18 protein-coding genes are annotated in these 25,106 nt (G+C 60.6%); 2 read left to right on the top strand and 16 right to left on the bottom strand.

All coding sequences use genetic code 11. The annotated features are described in order from the left end of the window. Positions 1–527 precede the first annotated feature (527 nt). From IC37_RS02495 to IC37_RS02475, 5 genes are all read right to left on the bottom strand, one after another. A complete protein-coding gene (locus IC37_RS02495; protein ID WP_030130627.1) occupies positions 528–1,919 on the bottom strand; it encodes a VOC family protein in 1,392 nt (463 codons plus the stop codon). A 128-nt stretch (positions 1,920–2,047) separates the two neighbouring features. Further along, entirely contained in the window at positions 2,048–3,265 is a 1,218-nt protein-coding gene (glcF, locus tag IC37_RS02490; protein ID WP_030130628.1) for a glycolate oxidase subunit GlcF, read from the bottom strand. A gap of 12 nt (positions 3,266–3,277) precedes the next feature. Beyond that, positions 3,278–4,327, bottom strand: coding sequence for a glycolate oxidase subunit GlcE (gene glcE, locus IC37_RS02485; RefSeq protein WP_030130629.1), 1,050 nt, complete (start codon positions 4,325–4,327; stop codon positions 3,278–3,280). Next, complete coding sequence (glcD, locus tag IC37_RS02480; protein WP_030130630.1) at positions 4,327–5,826, bottom strand: glycolate oxidase subunit GlcD; 1,500 nt, start codon at positions 5,824–5,826, stop codon at positions 4,327–4,329. Before glcD ends, glcE begins: the two co-directional genes overlap by 1 nt. A gap of 156 nt (positions 5,827–5,982) precedes the next feature. Beyond that, complete coding sequence (locus IC37_RS02475) at positions 5,983–6,909, bottom strand: alpha/beta fold hydrolase (RefSeq protein ID WP_030130631.1); 927 nt, start codon at positions 6,907–6,909, stop codon at positions 5,983–5,985. 207 nt (positions 6,910–7,116) lie between these two features. Between IC37_RS02475 and IC37_RS02470 the strand changes: the two genes are divergently transcribed. Continuing rightward, positions 7,117–8,190, top strand: a complete 1,074-nt coding sequence (locus IC37_RS02470) for a diguanylate cyclase (RefSeq protein WP_030130632.1) — start codon at positions 7,117–7,119, stop codon at positions 8,188–8,190. 455 nt (positions 8,191–8,645) lie between these two features. Here the strand turns inward: IC37_RS02470 and IC37_RS02465 are convergent, their stop codons facing one another. Both IC37_RS02465 and IC37_RS02460 read right to left on the bottom strand, forming a co-directional pair. Continuing rightward, positions 8,646–8,921: a peptidylprolyl isomerase gene (locus tag IC37_RS02465; RefSeq protein WP_007898282.1), complete on the bottom strand. Its 276-nt coding sequence runs from the start codon at positions 8,919–8,921 to the stop codon at positions 8,646–8,648. A 66-nt stretch (positions 8,922–8,987) separates the two neighbouring features. Continuing rightward, complete coding sequence (locus tag IC37_RS02460) at positions 8,988–11,525, bottom strand: PAS domain S-box protein (protein ID WP_030130633.1); 2,538 nt, start codon at positions 11,523–11,525, stop codon at positions 8,988–8,990. 120 nt (positions 11,526–11,645) lie between these two features. On the opposite strand from IC37_RS02460, the gene IC37_RS02455 reads away from it, so the two are divergent. Further along, the gene (locus tag IC37_RS02455) at positions 11,646–12,755 is read left to right on the top strand and encodes a PilT/PilU family type 4a pilus ATPase (protein WP_030130634.1); all 1,110 of its coding nucleotides are present in this window, start codon (positions 11,646–11,648) and stop codon (positions 12,753–12,755) included. Positions 12,756–12,878: 123 nt separating this feature from the next. Here the strand turns inward: IC37_RS02455 and IC37_RS02450 are convergent, their stop codons facing one another. The 9 genes from IC37_RS02450 to IC37_RS02410 all read right to left on the bottom strand — a co-directional run bounded on the left by IC37_RS02450 (position 12,879) and on the right by IC37_RS02410 (position 25,018). After that, on the bottom strand, positions 12,879–14,834 hold the full coding sequence (locus IC37_RS02450; protein ID WP_030130635.1) for an acetoacetate--CoA ligase: 1,956 nt from the start codon (positions 14,832–14,834) through the stop codon (positions 12,879–12,881). Between the two features lie 138 nt (positions 14,835–14,972). Continuing rightward, on the bottom strand, positions 14,973–15,746 hold the full coding sequence (hbdH, locus tag IC37_RS02445) for a 3-hydroxybutyrate dehydrogenase (RefSeq protein ID WP_030130636.1): 774 nt from the start codon (positions 15,744–15,746) through the stop codon (positions 14,973–14,975). Positions 15,747–15,753: 7 nt separating this feature from the next. Next, entirely contained in the window at positions 15,754–17,145 is a 1,392-nt protein-coding gene (locus IC37_RS02440; RefSeq protein WP_030130637.1) for a GntP family permease, read from the bottom strand. A 304-nt stretch (positions 17,146–17,449) separates the two neighbouring features. Then, positions 17,450–18,865 (bottom strand): sigma-54-dependent Fis family transcriptional regulator, encoded by a 1,416-nt coding sequence (locus tag IC37_RS02435; RefSeq protein ID WP_030130638.1) that lies wholly within the window; start codon positions 18,863–18,865, stop codon positions 17,450–17,452. A 150-nt stretch (positions 18,866–19,015) separates the two neighbouring features. Next, complete coding sequence (locus tag IC37_RS02430) at positions 19,016–20,596, bottom strand: ABC transporter ATP-binding protein (RefSeq protein ID WP_030130639.1); 1,581 nt, start codon at positions 20,594–20,596, stop codon at positions 19,016–19,018. Between the two features lie 53 nt (positions 20,597–20,649). Beyond that, on the bottom strand, positions 20,650–21,672 hold the full coding sequence (locus tag IC37_RS02425) for an ABC transporter permease (protein ID WP_030130640.1): 1,023 nt from the start codon (positions 21,670–21,672) through the stop codon (positions 20,650–20,652). Beyond that, on the bottom strand, positions 21,672–22,733 hold the full coding sequence (locus IC37_RS02420; RefSeq protein ID WP_030130641.1) for a microcin C ABC transporter permease YejB: 1,062 nt from the start codon (positions 22,731–22,733) through the stop codon (positions 21,672–21,674). The genes IC37_RS02425 and IC37_RS02420 overlap by 1 nt, the downstream gene beginning before the upstream one ends. Continuing rightward, positions 22,733–24,601 carry an extracellular solute-binding protein gene (locus tag IC37_RS02415; protein WP_030130642.1) on the bottom strand — a complete coding sequence of 623 codons (1,869 nt, stop codon included), beginning with the start codon at positions 24,599–24,601 and terminating at the stop codon, positions 22,733–22,735. The genes IC37_RS02420 and IC37_RS02415 overlap by 1 nt, the downstream gene beginning before the upstream one ends. Before the next feature lie 135 nt (positions 24,602–24,736). Further along, on the bottom strand, positions 24,737–25,018 hold the full coding sequence (locus IC37_RS02410; protein WP_007898306.1) for a peptidylprolyl isomerase: 282 nt from the start codon (positions 25,016–25,018) through the stop codon (positions 24,737–24,739). Between the last annotated feature and the right edge of the window lie 88 nt (positions 25,019–25,106).

Below are 25,106 nucleotides of genomic sequence, written 5' to 3'. Positions count from 1 at the left end.
ACATGAAGTGCTTAATCTGTCAGGCTGCCTCTAACACTGTTGATGCGGCTGGAGACTGGTCAGAGATCGCCTGCTCGGCCGGATGTGGACGCTACAGAGTCTCGGCGAACCTTGTTGCAAAAATGAAGTTCAGGAACGAGTTCTTTGACATCGAACGCACAAGACGATGGCTTAAGATGTCGCGCAATGACGATCCGGTACCGTTGATATCTACCTACGATTACAACGTTTCCTTATTGCATCGCGACACTGAAGAGAGGTCGGTCATTGCGCCGCGTCGCGCCAGGCAGTCGTTGAATTCGGATTAGAATCCGTCAGTCCTGGCTGTAACACCGCGCACCCGCAGGAACTGTGAACGACACCGAACCCGGAGCCGGCTTGCCGGCGAAGGCGTGTTCATGGGCGGTGCAGGACGTGAGGCCGCTTTCGCTGGCAAGGCAGCTCCATCGACCGTGTGCAACCGCGATGTAACGGATGTACCCGACTGTAGGAGCTGGCGAAGCCTGCGATTTTTTTGTGGCTAACACCTAATCAGAAACGTTCAAACCCAGTGCTGCAAAACACTCATCAATCGACCGCCGCTGCGTCTCGGTATATAGCGCCAACTCATCAATCGTCGACCTTCCCAAGGCCTTTTCGAACGCTTGCTGGTTCGAATGCACGCCATAGTGGGTTTGCGCCGCATCCCCCAGGTTGGACTGAAAAATCCCCGCCGCACTGACCGGCAAAAAGTCTTCGTACACCAGTGGTTCAACCCGCACATAGCCGCCTTTGAGCAAATCCTCCAGCGATGCGCCTTGCAGTTCATCCGCCGCCAGGCCTTTTTCCGTTACGAAGTAGCGAAAGTACGCCAATTCCTGTTGGCGCATGGCCTCGACGGTGTCAGGGAATTCGCCGAAGTGCTGCGTCATCAGCGCGTTGTAGCGTGCGGCGTTGGCTTCATTGGGGAAGTCCTTCAGTTCATCCCGGGCAGCGTTGAGCAAACGGTCGTAAAGCGCTCGGCCTTTGGGGGTAAGCGCCGCGCCGCGTTGCTCGATTTCACCGAAGCGGGCGCTATGGCTGCCGCGGGTTTCGGCTTGATCGGTAAACGCAATCGGCTCGTCCAGTGCCTTGAAGCTGGTTTGGCGCAGCAGAATCGGGCATTGGCGGCGGGGAGGGCCTTCGATCACCGCTTTGGGGGTGATGCCATGGGCGGGCATTTGCGCCTGCACGATGTCGATGTCCAGGGTGCGTGGCGTCAGGTGGTTGATGTGCGGGCCTTTGAACGCCACCACGTCGGCAATCAGTCGATGCTGGGCGCTGAGTTGCTGGTATTGCTCGGCGGTGACGGTGGCGCTGTGATGCCAGCGAAAGGTTTCCAGGGCTTGTGAAACGAAATCCTGCGCCTCGTATTCGGTCAGACCGCCCTGGGTTTCGGCGCGTTCGATGAGGGCCAATGCGGCCGGGGTGAAGATCGAGCGCGTATCCAGCACCGACTGGGCAAAGACCCGCAGTTCGGTGTCTTCGATCAGCTCCAGGCGCAGCAGCGAGGTGAACACCCGGAACGGGCTGACTTGCAACGCCGCCTCATGCACGGCGCGGAATGCGGTGGAGTGCACCGGCACGCCGGCCGGGGTCAGATCGTAATAGCCCACCGGTTGCATGCCCATCACCGCAAACAGGCGGGCGAGGGTCGCCAGTTCAGCGGCGGTGCCGACGCGGATCGCACCGTGGCGCTCCAGGTCCAGCCGCTGGATTTCGCCGGTGCTGTTCAACTGTCGGGCGATCTGCGGATCGCTGTCCAGCACCTGGCGGTTGGTCTGTTCCACCAATTCCATCAGCGCGCCGTACAGCGGCACTTCTTCGCGGTACATGTCGGACATCGCTTTGGAGAAGCGTTGGCGGATCAGGTCAGGGCTGACGAAGTTCGGATGGCTCATGAAAAAGTTCCTGGCGCAGTGACGTAACGGATGCCGGAAAAGATCGCAGCCTTCGGCGGCGCCGACAAACGAAGTTTCTGACGAACTTCATTCTGCCAAGGACTGTTCTTGCAACGCGGGCTGTTCGGTTAACGCAGCACTTGGTCCACCAGTTCGATCCAGTGCCTGACCGGCGTTCGTCGGGCGCTGTTGAGGTGGCTCTGGCAACCGATGTTGGCGGTGGCGATGACCTCGGGCTGGCCGCTTTCCAGGGCGTTGAGTTTGTTGTCTCTCAGTTGCCGGGCCAGTTCCGGTTGGGTGATCGAGTAGGTGCCCGCCGAGCCGCAACACAAATGACTGTCGGGCACTGCCGTGAGATTGAAGCCCAACCGCGTCAGCACGGCTTCTACCGCGTCGCCGAGTTTCTGTGCGTGCTGCAACGTGCAGGGGCAGTGGAAGGCGATTCGTCGATCAGTGGCAGCACAGACCCGTTCCAAAGGTTCATCGGCCAACACTTGCACCAGGTCCAATGCCAGTTCGCTGACCCGCCGGGCCTTGGCCGCATAGACCGGGTCGCGCTCCAGCAGATGCCCGTAATCCTTGATGAACGCGCCGCAGCCGCTGGCAGTTTGCACGATGGCTTCGGCGCCGTTTTCCAGGTGCGGCCACCATGCGTCGATGTTGCGTCGGGCGCGGTCCAGGCCCATGGCTTGGGCGTCGAGGTGATAGTCCAGTGCGCCACAACAGCCGGCTTCCGGTGCCGGAATTACGCTGATCCCCAGCCGATCCAGCACCCGCGCGGTCGCGGCATTGGTGTTGGGCGATAGACCAGGTTGCACGCAACCTTCAAGCATCAGCACCCGGCGAGCATGCCGAGGGGCAGGGCGCTCGCCCGTGGCGGGGAGGTCGTGGGGCAATTTTGCCTCTATGCCCCGTGGCAGCAACGGCCTGAATGTGGTGCCGATCTGTAGCAAGGTCTTGAACAGATTAGGGTTCGGCGCCAGTGCCCGCAGGCTCTGACGCAACAACCGCTGACCGGTCGGGCGTGGCACCGCTTGATCGATCACGGCGCGGCCAATGTCCAGCAGGTTGTGATAATCCACCCCGGACGGGCAGGTGGTTTCGCAGTTGCGGCACGTCAGGCAGCGATCCAGGTGCAACTGGGCTTTGGCCGTGGCGGGGGCGCCTTCGAGCACTTGCTTGATCAGGTAGATGCGCCCGCGCGGCCCGTCCAGTTCGTCGCCCAGCAGTTGGTAGGTCGGGCAGGTGGCGTTGCAAAACCCGCAATGCACGCAGGTGCGCAGAATCTTGTCCGCTTCTTCGGCGCGGGGCAGTAGTTTGGACTGTTCGCTGAGATTGGTTTGCATTGAGAGCGCCCCCTAAAGCTCCGCGTACATCCGGCCAGGGTTGAACAGCCCTTGCGGGTCCAGTTGCGCCTTGAGTTGCCGGTGATAGCGCAGCAGCGCCGGGGCCAGCGGCTGGAATGGCGTTTCGCTGACGCCATGGCTGAAACAGGTGGCGTGGCCGCCGAGTTCAAGGGCCCGCGACTGAATGTTGTCGGCCGCGGATTTCAACCAGCGTTGTGCGCCGCCCCAGTCGATCAGTTGCTCACCGGGCAAGTCCAGAGGCCCGAGGTTGTTGGGCAATGACAAGCGCCACAGCGCCAGCCCCTCATTAAAAAATTCTAGTCGTTGTTCGTTCAGGTCGGCCCAATAACCGGAGTCCAACGGTTCGCCGCCGAGCCGTTGATGGGCGGCGGTCACCGAACCTTCGCCGCCTTCCAGCCGCAGATACAGACGTTGGCCATCGTGGCTGGCAGCGCTGATGGGCAACGGTTGCTGACCCCATTGCGCCAGATTGGCCAAGGCGTGGGCACAGTCGATGTCCAGGCTGATGCTCAAGCATTGCCGGGGTTTTGGCAGCACTTTGAGCGAGACTTCGGTCAGCACGCCGAGGCAGCCATAACTGCCCACCATCAGGCGTGACAGGTCATAACCGGCAACGTTTTTCATCACTTCTCCGCCGAAACGCAGGTGGGTGCCAAGGCCGCTGATCACCCGCGTCCCCAGGACAAAGTCCCGCACCGAACCGGACCACGGGCGACGCGGCCCGGACAGCCCCGCCGCGATCATCCCGCCGACGGTGGCGCCTTCGCCGAACGACGGCGGTTCGCAGGGCAACATTTGTCCCGCTGCATCCAGTGCGGCAAACAGTTCGCTCAGCGGCGTGCCGGCGCGAACGCTGATCACCAGCTCCGTCGGATCGTAGCTGACGATGCCGCGATGGGCGCGGGTGTCGAGTATTTCTCCGGCCACTTCGCGCCCGAGGAACACCTTGGTGTTACCGCCCTGAATGCGCAGCGGCGTGGCGTTCTCCCGCGCCTGTTTGACCTGCTCGAGCAGGGCTTCACTGGCATCGAAGTCCGGCATCAGAACCGCTCCAGCTCAGGAAACGGCAGTTGCCCGGCGTGGATGTGCATCGCGCCGAATTCCGCGCAGCGATGCAGCGTCGGGATGTTCTTGCCGGGGTTGAGCAGGCCTTTTGGGTCGAACGCGGCTTTCACTGCATGAAACAGGGTCAATTCGTCACTGTTGAACTGCGCGCACATTTGATTGATTTTCTCGCGGCCGACGCCATGTTCGCCGGTGATGCTGCCGCCCACTTTCACGCACAGTTCGAGGATCTTGCCGCCGAGGGCTTCGGCCCGTTCCAGTTCGCCGGGCTGGTTGGCGTCGAACAGGATCAGAGGGTGCATATTGCCGTCACCGGCATGGAAAACGTTGGCTACGCGCAAACCATATTCTTGCGCCAGGCTGGCGATGCCCTTGAGCACACCGGGCAATTCGCGGCGGGGGATGGTGCCGTCCATGCAGTAGTAATCCGGCGAGAGGCGGCCGATCGCCGGGAAGGCGTTCTTGCGCCCGGCCCAGAACCGCACGCGTTCGGCTTCGTCCCGGGCTTGGCGCACTTCACTGGCGCCAGCCTGTTGCAGCACTTCGCGGACCCGCTCGCAGTCGTCGTGGACATCGGCTTCGACACCGTCCAGTTCGCACAGCAGAATCGCCTCGGCGTCCACCGGGTAACCGGCGTGAATGAAATCTTCAGCGGCACGGATCGCCAGGTTGTCCATCATCTCCAGGCCTGCGGGGATGATCCCGGCGGCGATGATCTCGGCCACCGCGCGGCCGGCCTTTTCCACTGAGTCGAAACTCGCCAGCAGGACTTTGGCGACCTGGGGTTTGGGCAGCAGTTTGACTGTGACTTCGGTGATGACCCCCAGCAAGCCTTCGGAACCGGTGAACAGCGCCAGCAGGTCGAACCCCGGCGCGTCCAGCGAATCGGCACCGAGGGTCAGGTGTTCGCCTTCAAGGGTCAATACGTCGAGTTTCAGCAGGTTGTGCACGGTCAGACCGTATTTGAGGCAATGCACGCCACCGGCGTTTTCCGCGACGTTGCCGCCGATGGAGCAGGCGATTTGCGAGGACGGGTCCGGCGCGTAATACAAACCGAAGGGCGCCGCGGCCTGGGAAATCGCCAGGTTACGCACTCCCGGTTGAACCCCTGCGGTACGCGCGGCAGGGTCGATGTGCAGGATGTTGTTGAACCGCACCATCACCAGCAGCACGCCTTTGTCCAACGGCAACGCACCGCCGGACAACCCGGTGCCGGCCCCACGCGCCACCACTGGCACGTTGCGGGCATGACAGAGCCTGAGCAGCGCCTGCACCTGTTCCAGCTGTCGGGGCAGGGCGACCAGCATCGGCGTGGTGCGATAGGCCGAGAGACCGTCGCATTCGTAGGGTTTGAGTTCTTCTTCGCGCCAGAGAATGTCCAGGTCCGGCACCTCCTGCTGCAAGGCCTTGAGCAGCGCTGCTTTGTCTACGTTCGGCAGAACACCGTCGATGCGTTCGTCGTAAAGAATGTTCATCGCGCGAACCTCAATGGCGAGGGAACTTGCCCTGTGGGAGCGGGCTTGCTCGCGAAGGCAGTGTGTCAGTCGACATCAATGCTGGATGTGCCGCCGTCTTCGCGAGCAAGCCCGCTCCCACAGGGATTGTGATCAGGGCTTGTCACAGGGATTTCATCAGTTTTTACTTCCTAAAAAATCTCGGTACAACCGTGCCGTGTTGGCCGGTTGCTCAACCATCGGCATATGGCCGACACCGTCCCAGATTTCTACCCGCAGATCGGCGATGCCCTTGCTCCAGACCGGTACGCTGCTGACGTCGATCAAGCGGTCCTTGCGCCCCCACAGCAGCAGCGCCGGACACTTGATGTCGGGCAGTTTCGGCTCCATCGGCGGGCTGGCGTGGAAGTCCCTGAAGATTTCTTCCAGCTCGTCGCGCTGTTGTTCATAGCGCTGGGCGACGGCGTCCAGCACGATCCCCGGCACCCAGGGCGGTGAAGCCATGGTCATGGCGTAGAAGTACTGGAATTCTTCACGGGAATGAATCAAAAACGGGTTGTGCCCGCGAGCCAGGTGTCGCTCCATGTCGCTGGCCTCCGGGGCGGTGACGCCGGCCGGGTCGAGCAGCGCCAGCGAGATAATGCGCTCGGGGTAAGTGGCCGCCAGCCACGCCGCGATGTAGCCGCCCATGGAGTTGCCGATCACGTGCACCTTCTCGACTCCACAGATATCGAGCAACTGGATCAACCGTTTGGCCTGGACCGGAATGTCGTAGCCACCGCCGGCCTTGAAGCCGGTTTCGCCATGCCCCGCGAGGTCAGGAATAATCACCCGGTAGTCGTTGACAAAGTGTCGGGCGAAGCGCAGCCAGATGTTCTTGTCGGCGCTGTAGCCGTGCAGCATCAGCACACTGCTGGAGGCTTCGTAAGGCCCCCCTTGCCAGGTCGAGACGGTCATTTCGGCGATCGGCACGACGATCTTGTGTAACCGATACAGCCGGGCCTCCAGCGCCATGTTCAAGTCATAGAGCCAATAACCAATGGCCGGGTAGCTCAACCAGCTCCAGGCCACGAAGACGGCGATAGTGACAACCAACAAAAGCATCAGGCTATTCCTTTGCAGTGATCAGGACAGGTTGTTTATCGATCCCTCCCTTCATGTATAGACAAACATTGGACACTCGCCTCATGGCGATGCCATGTAATTCAGACCGCTAACCGGTGATGGCTATTTGCCGTTGCCCTGATAGACTTCAAACACACTTTTCAACCCGTATGTTGTCAGGCTCCGTTCAGCAGTACAGAGGCCTCTATGGAAAAAAAGGGAGGAAAGGGACTTTCATTGGCCAGGAGGCTGTATACGTCGCGAGTTCTGGGGCTGGCCCTTGGGTTATTGTGCGTCGGCGCAGGGATGTACCCACTCGACCCGGCACCCTGGGTCTGGGGGGGGATGCTGCTCAACGGGCTGCTCTGGCCGCATGTGGCCTATCAATGGGCGCGCCGGGCGAAAATTCCTTACCACGCCGAGCACCGCAACATCCTGGTGGACGCGTTTCTCGGCGGTTTCTGGGTGGCGGCCATGCAGTTCAATCCGCTGCCCAGCGCGGTAACGCTGTCGATGATGGCGATGCACAACGTGGCCATCGGCGGTTTGCGTTTTCTGTTGGTGGGCGCCGTCGCGCAGATACTCGGGATCGGCGTGGGGTTGCTGGTGTTCATGCCGGCTTTTGTCCCGCTAACCAGTCCGTTTCAGCTGTACGCCTGCTTGCCTTTGCTGTCGATTTATCTGCTGTCCCTGGGCTGGATCTGCTTCCGTCAGGCCGATACCCTCGGCCGGCACAAGCGCGAACTGCTGGCCCTGAGCCGCACCGACAGCCTTACCGGCCTGCTGAATCACGGTGCCTGGAAAGATCAGCTGGAAATCGAGTTTCAGCGTTGCCAACGCCAGCAGCAGGGCGGGGCGATTGCGCTGATCGACATCGATCATTTCAAAATCATCAACGACACCTACGGCCATGTCGCCGGGGACATTGTCCTGCGTCAGCTGAGCAAAATGCTCAAGCAGAACCTGCGCGCAGCGGACGTCGCCGGGCGCTATGGCGGCGACGAATTTTGTGTGCTGCTGCCGGACCTGCCGCTGGACCGCGCCGCCGTAGCGATGGATGCGCTGCGTGATCGTTTCGCCACGTTGGGTTACGAGCAGAACCCGGCACTGAAAGTCAGTTTGAGCATTGGCCTGGCGGCCTTCAACCCGGCCCACGACGACGCGACCCTGTGGCTCAACGACGCCGACCAGGCGCTCTACGAAGCCAAGACCACCGGCCGCAACCGCGTCATCTGCCACAGCGACGGCAAGCCGCACAAGGCGTTGCTCGATTCAGTGTAACCACCCCCTTGTAGGAGCGAGCTTCGCTCGCGAAGACGGAGTGTCAGTCGGCATCATCGTTGTCTGATACACCCCTATGGCGGCATGGGTATCTACACAACTTTCCGAGTTTGATGGTGGACATATCCGTTTCTGCGGTCACGGCCGCTGGCGGTTTCGCTTTTACAGCGAGTCACTTGTGCGCCCATGCTGGGCGCACAAGTGACCCGCCGTCAGGGCGGAACCCTAAGCGGCCGTTACCGCAGAAATGGATATGTACACCCAACCCCCAACCCCGGCAGTGAATCTGTAGCTCAAGAGATGTGAGATACCCATGGCTATCGCGGGCAAGTCGGATCGCCTCCCCGCCGCCCCACAGGGATTTGTGAGTTGCCCACGATTGCAGTCACATCACCCCTGTGGGAGCGGCGGTGCGGCGATCCGACTTGTCCGCGATGGAGCCCTGAAGGCACCGATCAATCCCGGTAAAACACCTGCACCAGGTGATACCCGAACTTGCTCTTGATCGGCCCATGCACCACCCGCAGCGGTTTTTTGAAGATTACCGCATCGATCACCCCGACCATCTGCCCGGGCCGCACTTCGCCCAGGTCGCCGCCGCGTTTGCCGGACGGGCACGTGGAGTATTTCTTGGCCAGCACATCGAAGGCTTCGCCCTTGGCGATGCGTTGTTTGAGCTGTTCGGCTTCTTCCGAGGTTTTCACCAGAATATGGCGGGCTTGGGCTTTCATTGGCAGTACCTTGCAACGGTGGTGGCTATGTTGGTGCCAGCGTGGGGCGCGCGATTATGCCTTAACTCAGTCCGCTTGGCCGATCATCGTGCGAATCTTGTGGGCCAACAGGTCAATGGAAAAGGGTTTGGCCACCATGTCCATGCCTTCCTCCAGGAAACCCTGGCGTTCGGCGGCGTTCTGCGCATAACCGGTCATGAACAGCACCTTGAGATCCGGACGGTGCTGACGGGCGATTTCCGCCAGTTGTCGACCGTTCATGCCCGGCAGACCGACATCGGTCACCAGCAGATCGACCCGCAGGTCGGATTCCAGCAAGGGCAAGGCGGCCTTGGCGTCTTCGGCTTCATGGGCGTGATAACCCAGTTCATTGAGCAGGTCGAGCACCAGCATGCGCACCGCCGGATCGTCTTCCACCAACACCACGGTCTCACCGGCAATGGCTGCCGGTGTTTCGCCGGTGGCCGGCAGCAAAGTGTGCTCTGGCAGCGCGACGTGCAACCGTGGCAAATACAGGCGAACGCAGGTGCCTTGGTCCGGCAGGCTGTGAAGGCTGACATGCCCGCCCGACTGCTGGGCGAAACCATAAATCATCGACAGTCCAAGGCCGGTGCCCTGGCCGATGGGTTTGGTGGTGAAGAACGGATCGAAGGCCTTGGCCAACACTGACGGGGTCATGCCGGCACCGTTGTCGCTGACCGCAATCATCAGGTAATCCCCGGCCCTGACCGGTTCCAGGGGGGTGATGTCGCTACCGTCGAGGTGAACATTGGCGGTTTCGATCAGCAACTCGCCGCCTTCGGGCATCGCATCCCGGGCATTGATGACGAGGTTGAGCAGGGCGTTTTCCAGTTGACTGACGTCAGTGCTGACCGGCCAGACTTCGTCGGCCAGTTGCAGCCGCAGCTCGATGTGATCGCCCTTGGTCCGCCTGAACAAATCTTCCAGAGAATGCACCAGCTGGTTGGCATTCAGCGGCTTGCGATCCAGCGACTGACGCCGGGAGAACGCCAGCAGGCGATGGGTCAGGGCGGCGGCGCGGTGGGCCGAAGACACCGCGGCGTCGGTAAAACGACCGATCTCGTCAGCGCGACCATTGGCAATGTAGCGCTGCATCAAATCAAGACTGCCGATGATCCCGGTGAGCATGTTGTTGAAGTCATGGGCGATGCCGCCCGTGAGCTGTCCGACCGCTTCCATTTTCTGTGCATGCCGCAAGGCGTCTTCGGCGCGCTCGCGTTCAAACATCTCGTTTTGCAGCCGCTGGTTGGTTTCGGCCAATTGTTGAGTGCGGGCGCTCACCCGTTCTTCAAGGGTTTCGTTGAGGTAGCGCAGGGCTTCTTCGGTCTGTTTGCGCTCAGTTTCGTCGATCACGAAGATGTAAAAACCATTCACCGCGCCGTCCGGGCCATGACGGGGCAGGTAGTTCATCAAGGCCTGACGGTTGCTGCCATCGCGGTGCGCGGCGCTGATACTGAAACTGCAGGCTTTGCCTTTCAACGCCTCGGCGATGTATTCGGCGCGCAGGGCATAGGCTTCGTCGCCCAGCACTTCACGGACGGTACGGCCGTAAAGCTCCTGGGGCGTCAGACCGTACCATTCCAGATAGGCGGCATTGTTCAGGCGAAAGCGCTCCTCGCTGTCGACGTAACTGATCAGGATTGGCATGGCGTTGATGATCAGTTGCAGCTCGGTCTGGCTCTGGCGCAAGGCCTGCTCGATGTGTTTGCGTTCGGTCAGGTCGAGTGCCGCGCCAAGGAAACGGATCGGCCGACCATGATGGTCCTTGTAGCAGCGGCCTCGGGCAAACACCCAGCGCAGTTGGCCGTCAGATTGCAGCAAGCGATACTCCTCCGCGTACTCGCTGCCATGGGTGATGCAATACTTGATGCTGCGGGCAATCATGGCGCGATCTTCCGGGTGCACGCCGTGGAGGTATTCGCTGATGGGCAACTGGCTGGCCATGGCCGGGTTGATTCCATGCAGTTGGGCGAAGTGGGCATCAGCGATGAAACGGTCTTCGCCGATGTCCCAGTCCCAGGTGCCGACGGCATCGGTGGCGGCTAGCGCCAGTTGCAGGCGCTGCTCGGTTTCTTGCTGGGCCTTGAGGCTGGCGGCGGAGCGTTGTTCGAGCTCCAGAGCGATGCGCCGGCGTTCGTTGGTTTCGATGGCGGTGACCAGAATCCCGGCAACCTCGGCGCTTTCATTGCGAATGGGGCTGTAGGTCAAGTCCAGCCAGAAGTCGGAATCCCGACCGTCGCGCTGCAAGGTGAAGCGCTGTTCGCTGTAGGTTCGCACCTGTCCCTGTAGGACGGCGCTGTAAATCGGGTCGGTGAAGTCTTTCAGTTCTGGCCAGATCAGGTGCGTCGGTTGTCCGAAAGCGTCAGGGTGTTTGCTGCCAGCGAGGAGGGCGAAGCCGTCGTTGTAGATCTGCGTGAGCTGCGGACCCCACAGCAACAGCATCGGCATCGGCGAGTGAATCACAATGTCCACGGCGGTGCGCAGGCTCTGCGGCCAGTGATCGGCGGCGCCCAGCGGGTTGTTTGTCCAGTCCAGTCGGGCAATCAGGGCCTGGGCATCGCTGGCGGTCGGTGGTGCGTTCATTACAATGTCCTGCGCGTCAGTCGGTGTGGCGGCGTCTACTATCCTTGCATGGCGGTAGACGCTGGATGACCCGTTTTGGGTCATTCTTTTCAATTGAATGCTTCGCGGGTGCTTTTTGCCATGGAAATCGATGCTCTGTTGCAGATTCTCGCCAGCCGCAATGGCTCCGATCTTTACCTGTCCACCGGCGCGCCACCCAGCGCGAAATTTGACGGTGTGCTCAAACCCCTGACCGATCAACCGTTCAAGCCGGGGGAAGTGGCAGCCATTGCTGCGTCCATCATGGACGCCGAACAGCGCCTGGAGTTCGATAGGGAACTGGAAATGAACCTGGCGCTTTCCTTGGCCGGAGTCGGGCGCTTTCGGCTCAATATTTTCAAGCAGCGTAACGATGTGTCTATCGTGGCGCGCAACATCAAACTCGACATTCCACGCTTCGAAGACCTCAAGTTGCCGCCGGTGCTGCTCGAAACCGTGATGCTCAAACAAGGGCTGATACTGTTCGTCGGCTCGACCGGCTCGGGCAAGTCGACCTCGCTGGCGGCGCTGATCGATTACCGCAACCGTCACAGCAGTGGCCATATCATCACCATCGAAGACCCGGTCGAGTTTATCCATCGGCACAAGAAATCAATCATCAACCAGCGTGAGGTCGGCGTCGATACCCGCAGTTTCCACGCCGCGCTGAAAAACACCCTGCGCCAGGCACCGGACGTGGTGCTGATCGGCGAGATCCGCGACCGCGAGACCATGGAGCACGCGCTGGCGTTTGCCGATACCGGTCATCTGGTGATTTCCACTTTGCATGCGCACAACGCCAATCAGGCGCTGGACCGCGTGATCAACTTCTTTCCCGAAGAGCGCCGGACGCAACTGCTCCATGACCTGGGCAATAACCTCAAGGCCTTTGTTTCCCAGCGTTTGGTGCGGACCCGGGATGGGCAGCGCCGGGCGGCGGTGGAAATAATACTGGGAACGCCGACCATCGGCGACCTGATCCGGCGCAATGAGCTTTCCGAACTCAAGGGGATGATGGAGAAGTCTTCAGAGGCAGGGATGCAGACGTTTGATGGGGCGCTGTTCGAGCTGTTTGCCGAGGGCGCTATTGATGAGGCAGAGGCGCTGAAACATGCGGACTCGGTGAACAACTTGCGACTGCGGTTGAAAATGCACGCCGAGGCTACGCCCGGGCCCCATACACCGCCGGGGGAATGGGGATTAGTGGACTAGCGCTGACAACGACGATCAAATGTGGGAGCGGGCTTGCTCGCGAAGACGATTTCACATTCAACATTAATGCTGGCTGATAGACCGCTTTCGCGAGCAAGCCCGCTCCCACAGTGGATCTACGTTTCAATCATTCAATTCAGAGCGGTCGCGAAACTGCTCCAGCGCCTCGGGATTGGCCAGTGCATCGGTGTTCTTCACCTTCTGGCCATGCACCACATTCCTCACCGCCAGCTCGACCACCTTGCCGCTGATGGTGCGCGGTATGTCGGTGACCGCGACAATCTTCGCTGGCACATGCCGTGGTGTGGTGTTGGCGCGGATGACCTGGCGGATCCGTTGTTGCAGTGCGTCGTCCAGTTCCACACCGTCGCGCAACTTCACGAACAGCACCACCCGCACGTCATCTTGCCATTGCTGACCGATGGCGACGCTGTCCAGCACCTGCGTGATTTTCTCCACCTGACGATAGATTTCTGCTGTGCCGATGCGTACACCGCCGGGGTTGAGTACCGCATCGGAACGCCCATGGATCAGCATGCCGCCGTGGGGCAGTTGTTCGGCGTAATCGCCTTGGGCCCAGATGCCGGGGAACAGGCTGAAATAGGACTTTCGCAGCTTCTCGCCGTCAGGGTCGTTCCACAGACCGATGGGCATCGCCGGAAAATGTCGGGTGCACACCAGTTCGCCTTTTTCTCCGATAACCGGCTGCCCTGCGTCGTTCCAGACTTCCACCGCCATGCCCAGGCTCTTGCACTGCATTTCGCCACGGCGCACCGGCAGGACCGGATTGCCGATAACAAAACACGACACGATGTCGGTGCCGCCAGACATCGAGGACAGGCACAGGTCGGACTTGAGCGCGCGGTAGACGTAATCGAAGCTTTGCGGAGACAGCGCGGAGCCGGTGGACAGCACGGTTTTGAGGCTGCTCAAGTCATGACTTTCGCACGGCTTCACACCGTTGCTTTCCAGCGAGGTGAGGAACTTGGGGCTGGTGCCGAAGACGTTGATGCGTTCGTCGTCGATCAGGTCGATCAAGCGCTCCGGACCTGGATGAAATGGCGAGCCGTCGTAAAGCACCACGGCGCTGCCGACGGCGAGGGCCGAAACCAGCCAGTTCCACATCATCCAGCCGCAGGTGGTGTAGTAGAACAAGCGGTCGCCGGGGCCGAGATCGGTGTGCAGGCCATGCTCCTTGACGTGTTGCAGCAGCACGCCGCCGGTGCTGTGAACAATGCACTTCGGCACGCCGGTGGTGCCGCTGGAATAGAGGATGTACAGCGGATGGGCGAAGGGCACGGGAACGAATTGCGGCTCGCCGCCCGGGTCGTAGAAATCGTCCCACAGCGTCACGTTGGCCTGGCTGCGGAAGTCTTCGATGCGCGCCTGGGGGCGCGCGTAAGGCACAACGATCAACTGCTGCAAGGACGGCAGTTGCCCGAGGATTTCGTTGACCTTGGTCGTCTGGTCGATGTCCTTGCCAGCGTAACGGTAACCGGCGCAGGTGATCAGCACTTTCGGCTCGATCTGGCCGAAACGGTCGATCACCCCATGGGTGCCGAAGTCGGGCGAGGAACACGACCAGATCGCGCCCAGACTGGTGGTGGCAAGCATCGCCACCAGGGTTTGCCAAGTGTTCGGCATGCACGCGGCCACTCGGTCGCCAAGGCCGACACCGGCGGCTTTCAGGCCGTTTTGAAAACCGGCGACATGGCTCGCCAGCTCGGCCCAGGTCAGTTGTTCCCGTTGGCCGTTTTCGCCGATGGCCACCACTGCCACGGCATCGTCGCGACGGCGCAACAGGTGTTCGGCGAAATTCAGCGTGGCGCCGGGGAACCACTGGGCGCTGGGCATTTGCGTGCCCTCTATCAGCACCGCGTCTGGCTGATCGTGAAAACGAATGTCGAAGAAATCGATGATGGCCTGCCAGAAAGCTGCCCGCTGATCGATGCTCCACTGGTGCAGGGCAAGGTAGTCGGCGATCTCAAGGGTATGTCGCTGATTGACGAAGCGCCGGAAGGCCTCCATGCGGGTCTTGCCGATGCGCTCGGTGCCGGGTTGCCAGAGGATGTCGGACATGGCTTGGCCTCTCTCATTCCCACGCTCTGCGTGGGAATGCCTCAATGGACGCTCCGCGTCCGCTTTGGGACGCGGAGCGTCCCGGGCTGCATTCCCACGCAGAGCGTGGGAACGATCAGTGTCTGGGGGGGCGACTGGTTACTGCGCCAACCACCCACCATCAATATTCCATGCCGCGCCACGCACCTGGCTACCGGCTTCGCTGCATAAAAACAGCACCAACTCGCCCAGTTGCGGCGGTGTCACGAATTCCAGGGACGGCTGCTTCTCGGCCAGCAAGTCGTGTTGCGCCTGCTGCGGGTCGATCCCGGTCGCGGCGCGATCATCGATCTGCTTTTGCACCAGCGGCGTCAGCACCCAGCCCGGGCAGATGGCGTTGCAGGTGACGTTCGTCGTAGCGGTTTCCAGACCGACCACCTTGGTCAGGCCGATCACGCCATGCTTGGCCGCGACGTACGCCGCCTTGCCCACCGAACCGACCTGGCCATGCACCGAAGCGATGTTGATGATCCGTCCCCAGCCCTTGGTGCGCATCCCCGGCAAACTCAAACGGGTGCTGTGAAACACCGACGACAGGTTGATCGCAATGATCGAGTCCCAGCGCTCCACCGGAAAATCTTCCACCGACGCCACGTGCTGGATGCCCGCATTGTTGACCAGGATATCCACGCCGCCGAACTCACGCTCGGCGTATTCGATCATGTCGGCGATCTGCGCCGGGTCGCTGACGTCGGCCGGGTGATGGCCGACCTTGCTGCCGTATTGCTCGACTTCGGCAATCACTTTGGACGCATCGCCGAAACCGTTGAGGATCAGGTTGGCGCCAGCCTTGGCCAGGCTCAGGGCGATCCCCAGACCGATGCCGCTGGTGGAGCCGGTGACCAGTGCGGTCTTGCCCGAAAGAGTCGTCATGAATACCTCACACAATGCCAGTGGCGTAGTAAGTACCGATCACCACAAAAACAGCGAGTGTCTTGATCAGCGTAATACAGAAAATGTCTTTGTAGGCCTCGCGGTGGGTCAAACCGGTGACCGCCAGCAAAGTAATCACTGCGCCGTTGTGCGGCAAAGTGTCCATGCCGCCACTGGCCATCGCGGCGACCCGGTGCAGCACTTCCAGCGGAATATTGGCGGCATGGGCTGCGCTGATGAACGTCTCGGACATCGCCGCCAGGGCAATGCTCATGCCGCCCGACGCCGAACCGGTGATACCGGCCAGCAGCGTCACGGTAATCGCTTCGTTGACCAGGGGATTGGGAATGCTTTTGAGCCAGCCGGACAGCACCAAAAAACCTGGCAACGACGCGATCACTGCACCGAAACCGTATTCCGACGCGGTGTTCATCGCCGCCAACAGCGCGCCGCTGACCGCACTTCTACTGCCTTCGGCCAACTTGCCACGAATCGCCTGAAAGCCGAACACCAGCACCATGACGATGCCTACCAGCAAGGCTGCCTGGACCGCCCAGATCGCTGTCAGTTTGGCGATGTCGGTGGTCACCGGTGCGGCCATGCCTGGCAACGAGAGGCTGTGAGTCTTGCCGTACCACAGCGGAATCCAGCGGGTGAACAGCAGGTTCATCAGGCCCACCATCAACAGCGGCGACAGCGCGATCCATGGGTTGGGCAGCTTGATATCCGGCGCAGTTTCCGGCTCGTTGCGCAGCGCCGAACCATAGCCTTCACCGCTGCGCTGGGCCTTGTTGCGCTGGCTCTGAAGGAACAGCATGCCGGCGCAGAACACGAAAATCGTGCCGATCACACCCAGCCACGGCGCGGCCCAGGCGGTGGTGTTGAAGAAGGTGCTGGGGATGATGTTCTGGATCTGCGGCGTGCCGGGCAGGGCGTCCATGGTGAACGAGAATGCGCCGAGGGCGATGGTCGCCGGGATCAGGCGCTTGGGGATATTGCTCTGACGGAACATCTCGGCGGCAAACGGGTAGACCGCAAACACCACCACAAACAGCGATACGCCGCCATAAGTGAGCAGGGCGCAGACCAATACGATCACCAGCATGGCCTGGCGAGTGCCAAGCAAGCGAATGGCCGCTGCGACGATGGAGCGGGAGAAGCCCGACAACTCGATCAGCTTGCCGAATACGGCCCCGAGCAGGAACACCGGGAAATACAGTTTGACGAAGCCGACCATTTTTTCCATGAACACCCCGGTGAAGACTGGGGCAACGGCGGAAGGGTCGGTGAGCAGGACGGCGCCGAGGGCGGCGATCGGGGCAAAGAGGATAACGCTGTAGCCACGGTACGCAGCCACCATCAGCAGCGTGAGAGCTGCCAAGGCAATGATCACACTCATGGTGTGTCTCCTGGATTGTTATTTTTGTAGGGTGAAGCTTTGTGGGAAGGGCTATAGCGAGTTTCGTGCCAGTTGCTTAACACATTGAAATATAAAGAGATTATTTATTTTGTACGTTGAGTTTGATTTATTTATCTCTATTTTGAGACTTCTATTAACGGGTCTGGCCCTTTCGCGAGCAAGCCCGCTCCCACAGTTTGACCGAGTCGCTCAGAGGAATGCGGTCGAATGTGGGAGCGGGCTTGCTCGCGAAGAGCGCGCAGCGCTCAGGAGGCCATGTCTAATAACGGAGATCCATGTCTCTTTATGGAGACTCCGCAATCCCCAACGCCACCATCTTCTTGTACAACGTCGACCGCCCCAGCCCCAACCGCGCCGCCGCTTCGATAACCTTTCCGCCGCATTGCGCGAGGGCGGATTCAATCAACTGCCGATCAAACCGTTCGCGAGCCTCACTGAAGGTTTCATGGGCGATTGGTTCAAGGGGCGGAGGCGTCACACGCTGCACCGGCATAAGACTGCCAATTGCCGCGCGGATATCCGCTGCATTCAGCATCAAATCATCACTGAGCAACGCTGCACGTTCCAGCACGTTGCGCAGTTCGCGAATGTTCCCCGGCCAGGCGTGTTGACCCAACAAATCCAAGGCTTCGCGGTTCAGTTCGTGCTGACTGCGCAGCTCCTCAAGGATCGCTTCACTGAGGGCCGGCAGGTCGTCGAGACGATCACGCAGGGGCGGGACCTGAATTGGCAGCACGTTGAGGCGGTAATACAAATCGGCACGAAACTCGCCGCGTTTGATCGCCGCCTCCAGATCGGTGGAGGTGGCCGCGATCACCCGCACATCACTCTGGATCACTTCGTTGGAACCCACTGGTTCGAATTCCTTTTCCTGCAACACTCGCAGCAACTTGCTTTGCAGCGGCAGCGGCATGTCGCCGATCTCATCGAGAAACAGCGTGCCGCCCTGAGCGATCTGCAACTTGCCGGTGCGGCCTTTGCGATCGGCGCCGGTGAATGCGCCGGGGGCGGTGCCAAAGAACTCGGCTTCCAGCAGCGCTTCGGGAATCGCTGCGCTGTTGATGCTGACGAAGGCTTTGTGCGCCCGAGGGGAGGCGCCGTGAATTGCCTGGGCCAGCAACTCCTTGCCGGTGCCGGTTTCGCCCAGCAACAACACCGGAGACTCGGCACTGGCGCTGCGCCGGGCGCGGCGTTTGACTTCGAGGCTGGCGGCGCTGGTGCCGATGAAATGGGCGAAGTTGTACTTGGTCTGCCGTGCCCGCAGCAGCGAGCGGGTCGATGCCAGTTCTTCCTGCATGCTCAGGTAGCGCTTGAGCATCGGCGACAGGCTGCGCAATTCATCGAACAGGGCAAAACCGATGGCGCCGATTACCGCGCCGGCATCGTCGTGAATCGGCAGGCGCATCACCACCAGCGGTTCCTTGGGGGTGTCCTGCATGTCCAGCAGAATTGGCCGCCCGGTGCGCACCACCTCGCGCAACAGGCTGCCGGGGATCACGCTTTCACAGGCCCTGCCGATCGCACCTGCGGCCGACTCCAGACCGAAACGCCGGGCATAACGCTCGTTCATCCAGACGATGTTCGCGTCGCGGTCGACAATCACCGTGCCCTCGCTCGATTGCTCGATGATCTCGAACAGCGAACGGATCGCCAGGGTGCGAACGCGCTGGTAGTCCTTGAGGCTTTCGGTGGTGTTCATCGGGCTTCATTGTCCAGGATGTGTGGTGTTGTTATGGGCGTCTTCGCGAGCAAGCCCGCTCCCACATTTGAATTGCGGTGTTAATGCGATCCAATGTGGGAGCGGGCTTGCTCGCGAAGGCCGCGACACGGTCCAACTGCATGACGCAGATTATGCCCACCCCGGATGCGCCGCCGCCAACAGCTCTTTGGTATACGGATGCTGCGGCGAGTCGAACACGGCGTGGCTGGCGCCGCTTTCCACCACTTTGCCGTCCTTGATCACGATCATGTCGTGGGCCAGGGCGCGCACCACCGCCAGGTCGTGGCTGATGAACAGATAGGTCAGGCCATGTTTTTCCTGCAGCTGACGGAGCAGGGCGACCACTTGTTTTTGCACCGTGCGATCCAGCGCCGAGGTCGGTTCGTCGAGCAGGATCAGCGCCGGTTTCAGCACCAGTGCCCGGGCGATGGCGATGCGTTGGCGTTGGCCGCCGGAAAACTCGTGCGGATAGCGATGACGACTTTGCGGGTCGAGGCCGACTTCTTCCAGCACCCGGATCACTTGCGCTTCGCATTCGTCCGGGGTGGACTGGCTGTGAACCTCAAGACCTTCACTGATGATCTGCGCCACCGACATCCGCGGGCTGAGGCTGCCGAAGGGATCCTGAAATACCACCTGCATCTTCTTGCGCCACGGTCGCAGCTGCTTTTGCGTCAAGCCATCCAGGGCCTCACCCTGAAAGCGAATGCTGCCCTGCGAGTCGAGCAAGCGCAGGATCGCCTGACCGAGGGTGGACTTGCCCGAACCGGACTCGCCGACGATGCCCAACGTCTTGCCACGCTGGACGTTCAGGCTGATGCCATCCACCGCGCGCAGGTAAGTTTTACGCTGAAACAGGCCTCCACCGATGACGAACTGCACCTGCAAATTATCCACTTCCAACACCTTTTCACGCTCGTCCCGGGACAGGGCTTCACCTTCCGGTTCGGCGTTCAGCAGTAGGCAGCTGTAAGGATGTTTCGGTTCGGTGAACAGTGTTTCGCAGGGTGCCTGCTCGACGATTTCCCCAGCGTGCATCACACACACTCGCTGAGCAATGCTGCGCACCAGATTGAGGTCGTGGCTGATCAGCAACAGTGACATTCCAAGCCGCTGTTGCAGGGACTTGAGCAGCAGCAGGATCTTGCGCTGCACCGTCACATCCAGCGCGGTGGTCGGCTCATCGGCGATCAGCAATTCCGGCTCGCAGGCCAGGGCCATGGCGATCATCACCCGTTGTCGCTGGCCGCCGGACAGTTGATGGGGGTAGGCCTTGAGCCGCTCTTCGGGTTTCTGGATGCCCACCAGTTGCAGCAACTCAAGAATCCGCGCTTGCGCCGCTTTACCGCCCAGCCCTTTATGCAGCAGCAGGGTTTCGCCGATCTGCTTTTCAATGCTGTGCAGCGGGTTGAGGGAGGTCATCGGCTCCTGAAAGATCATCGCGATCCGATTGCCGCGCAGTTCGCGCAAGACCTTGATGTCGGTGCCGATCAATTCCTGGCCTCGATAGCGAATGCTACCGGTGGTTTCAGTGCCGGTCTCGGGCAGCAGTTGCAGGATCGAGTGGGCGGTCACCGATTTGCCGGAGCCCGACTCGCCGACCAGCGCCAGGCATTCGCCGGGGCGGATGTCCAGGCACAGGTTGCGCACCACGGTCTGGCCGCTGAAGGCCACGTTGAGGTCACGGATTTCGATCAGGTTGTCAGTCATATCAACAGTCCGCCTCATGGTTGTCGATCAAGAGCATGGATCAAGATCGTGGATCAAGATCGTGGATCAAAGGCATCACGCAACGCCTCGCCAATGAATACCAATAAAGAAAGAATCAGCGCCAAGGTGAAAAACGCCGTCAGCCCCAGCCACGGCGCTTGCAGGTTCTGCTTGCCTTGACCGATCAATTCGCCCAGGGATGCACTGCCGGCGGGCATGCCGAAGCCGAGAAAATCCAGCGCCGTGAGGGTGGAAATCGCCCCGGTCAGGATGAACGGCAGATAACTCAGGGTGGCGTTCATCGCATTGGGCAGAATGTGCCGCACGATCACCTTGCGGTCGGTCAGGCCCAACGCACGGGCGGCCTTGACGTATTCCAGGTTGCGCCCGCGCAGGAATTCGGCGCGCACCACGTCCACCAGCGCCAGCCAGGAAAACAGCGCCATGATCCCCAGCAGCCACCAGAAATTCGGCTCGACGAACCCCGACAGAATGATCAGCAGGTACAGCACCGGTAGCCCCGACCAGACTTCCAGCAAGCGCTGACCGAGCAGGTCGACCCAGCCACCGTAATAGCCTTGCAGCGCACCGGCGGCGATGCCGATCAGCGCGCTGATAAACGTCAGCGCCAACGCAAACAAAATCGACACCCGCGCGCCGAAAATCACCCGGGCCAGCACGTCGCGGGCCTGATCGTCGGTGCCGAGCCAGTTGACCTTCGACGGCGGACTCGGCGCTGGTTGATTGAGGTCGTAATTGGGCGTGTCGTCGCTGAACGGGATCGGTGGGAACAATATCCAGCCGCCATCCTTGTGAATCAGCTTCTGCACGTAATCGCTGCGGTAATCGGCCTGGAACGGCAGTTGCCCGCCAAATTCCTGTTCGGTGTGGCGTTTGAATGCCGGGAAATACAGCGAGCCCTGATAACTGACCATCAGCGGTTTGTCGTTGGCGATCAACTCGCCGCCCAGGGTCAACAGGAACAGGCCGATAAACAACCATAGCGACCACCAGCCCCGACGGTTTTTCTTGAAACGCTCGAAACGGCGACGGCCCAGCGGCGAGAGCTTGAACATCAGGCGTTCCTCGCCGCGAAGTCGATACGTGGATCGACCAGGGTGTAGCAAAGGTCGCCGATGAGTTTTATCAGCAGGCCGAACAAGGTGAAGATGAACAGTGAACCGAAGACCACCGGGTAATCCCGTGAAACCGCAGCTTCGTAACTCATGCGACCCAGGCCATCGAGGGAAAAAATCACTTCGATCAGCAGCGAACCGGCGAAAAATACACTGATGAAAGCCTGCGGAATCCCCGACACTACCAGCAGCATCGCGTTACGAAACACATGGCCGTAAAGCACCCGGCGTTCGCTCAAGCCCTTGGCCCGGGCGGTGACCACATACTGGCGAGTGATTTCATTGAGGAAGGAGTTTTTGGTGAGGATGGTCAGGGCCGCGAAACCGCCGACCACCAGTGCCGTTACCGGCAGCACCAGGTGCCAGAAGTAATCGGCGATTTTGCCGACAGTCGACAGCGACTCAAAATTGTCCGAGACCAGGCCGCGCACCGGGAACCAGTTCAACGAAGTACCGCCGGCGAAGACCACGATCAGGAACATCGCGAACAGGAACGCCGGCATGGCGTAACCGATGATGATCGCGGTGCTGCTCCAGATATCGAAATGGCTGCCATGGTGCACGGCCTTGCGTATGCCCAGAGGGATCGACACCAGATAGGTGATCAACGTGGCCCAGAGCCCGAGGGAAATGGTCACCGGCATTTTTTCCAGGATCAGGTCGGTGACGGTAGCGCCGCGGAAAAAGCTCTTGCCGAAGTCGAGGCGGGCGTAGCTCTTGAGCATCAGCCACAGGCGTTCCGGGGCCGGCTTATCGAAGCCGTATTGCTTTTCGATCTCCTTGATCAACTGCGGGTCGAGCCCACGACTGGCACGCGAACTGCCCTGCACGGCGTCGCTGGAACCGCCGCCGACACTTGCGCCGCCGATGCCTTGCAGGCGCGCGATGGCTTGTTCCACCGGGCCGCCGGGCGCGGCCTGGACGATCACGAAATTGACCAGAAGAATGATCACCAGTGTCGGAATGATCAGTAGCAATCGCCGCAGTACGTAAGCCCACATCAGTGCGGCCCTCCGGGTTTGCCGCGTTTGATGAGCTCGGCAGTCATCTGTTGGTTGGTCAGCGGGGTGGAGCTCACTTCCCACCAACTCTCGATGGCTTCTTCATTGCTCGCTTGCACAGAGGGAATGCCGAAACGGTTCCACCACACGGTCGAGCTGCCTGGCGGGTAATAATTGGGAATCCAATAGAAGTTCCATTGCAGGACACGGTCCAGGGCATGGGCGTAGCGCAGCATGTCAGCCTGAGTGGTGGCGCGAACCAGGCCGTTGACCAGCGTATCGACCGCCGGGTTCTTCAGCACCATGTAGTTGTTGGAACCGGGATCGTTGGCCGCCGCCGAGCCGAAATAGTTGTACAACTCGTTGCCCGGCGAGGTGGAGACCGGGTAGCCGGTGACGATCATGTCGTAATCCCGGGACATCAGGCGGTTAATGTACTGGGAGGCGTCGATGCGGCGAATATTCAGGTCGATGCCGATTTGTTTCAAGGTGCGCTTATAAGGCAGCAGCAATCGGTCCATGCCGTTCTGGCTGATCAGGAAGGTGAAGCTCAGCGGTTGACCTTGGGCATTGACCAGTTGATCGCCATCGGGTTTCCAGCCCGCCTGTTCGAGCAGTTTCAGGGCTTGCAACTGTTTGTCGCGAATCACGCCGCTGCCGTCGGTTTTCGGTGCTTCGAAGACCTCGGTGAAGACTTCGTCGGGGATTTGCCCGCGCAGCGGTTCGAGAATCGCCCGCTCACCGGCGTCGGGCAATTGCCGGGCTGCAAGGTCGGTATTGGAAAAGTAGCTCTGCTGACGGATGTACAGCTCACGCATCATCTGCCGGTTGCTCCACTCGAAATCCCAGAGCATGGCCAGGGCCTGGCGCACTCGGCGGTCCTGGAACATCGGGTTTTGCAGGTTGAACACAAAGCCCTGAGCCGATTGCGGTGCCTCTTTGGCCAAATGGGCTTTTTGCAGGCGACCGTCGCTCAGGGCCGGGCTGTCGTAGCCGATGGAGTAGGCTGTGGCGGAGAACTCGCGGTTGTAATCGTAGGCGCCGCCACGCAGCACCTGACGGGCAACGTCGGTGTCGCCGAAGTACTCGATGCTGAAGTGATCGAAGTTGTAGAGGCCGCGACTGACCGGTAAATCCTTGCCCCACCAGTCGGCATTACGCTCGAAGGTGATGCTGCGCCCGGAGTCGACCTTGCTCACGCGGTACGGCCCGCTGCCCAGCGGCGGCTCGTAACCGCCGCCGTTGGCAAAGTCTCGGGTTTTCCACCAGTGCTCGGGAAATACCGGCAAGGTTGCGAGGTCCAGGGGCAGGGTACGGTTTTCGTTGCTCTTGAAGTCGAACCGAACGGTGGTTGGTGACTCTACTTCGATGCCTTTGACGTCGGCGAATTGCGTGCGATAGCGCAGGCTGCCCTGGGTCATCAGCAGGTTGAAAGTGTAGCGCACGTCTTCGGCGGTGATCGGCTTGCCGTCGGCGAAACGGGCCTTCGGATTCAGGTAGAAACGCAGAGACAGTCCATCGTCGGAACGCTCCATCTGTTGGGCCACCAAGCCGTAGACGGTATAGGGCTCGTCCAGCGAGCGCTGGGCCAGGGGCGAGTAGATCAAGCCGTCGATCTGCGTGACACCTGTGCCCTTGTCAATGTACGGGAGCATATGGTCGAAATGACCGATTTCCATCGCCGAGCGACGCATCGTGCCGCCCTTGGGCGCTTGCGGGTTGGTGTAGGCGAAATGGCTGAAGCCCGCGGGATACTTCGCCGGTTCACCGTACACAGTCAACGCATGTTGCGGTGCAGCGTTCACACCGACGGCGCCCAATAACAGGGCCGCGGCAGTGAACAACAAAGTGGGGAAAGCCAGTCGCATTGTCAGCCTTGGAGCCGGGTGGTCGATAACCACAATTTGTACGCTAGCGGCGCGTCCCTCGCCAGCCGTATCACGTAACGAAAGCACAACGGCCCACCAAAAGGCGGGCCGTTGTGTAAAAAGCTCAAGGGTTGATCAGTCCTGACGGCTGGTCACTTCCAGCAGGTGGTAACCGAACTGGGTCTTGACCGGGCCTTGTACCACGTTGATCGGTGCGCTGAAGACCACGGTGTCGAATTCCTTGACCATCTGGCCTGGACCGAACGAACCCAGATCACCGCCCTGGCGGCTGGACGGGCAGCTAGAGTTGGCTTTAGCGACTTCGGCGAAGTCGGCACCGGCCTCGATCTGGGCTTTGAGTTCATTGCACTTTTCTTCGCTGGAAACCAGGATGTGACGGGCAGTGGCTTTGGCCATAGGAAAATACTCCATTCAATGTTCAATAAAGTGCGGAGCCTACCGGATTCAGTGGGCTATTTCTCTCTCAAAGTTCCATCAATGTCAG

It is taken from the genome of Pseudomonas sp. QTF5 (genome assembly GCF_000512695.2).
Lineage (GTDB): Bacteria > Pseudomonadota > Gammaproteobacteria > Pseudomonadales > Pseudomonadaceae > Aquipseudomonas.
The sequence above is the reverse complement of the archived record's forward strand: the minus strand, read 5'-3'. Positions and strand labels throughout refer to the sequence as shown.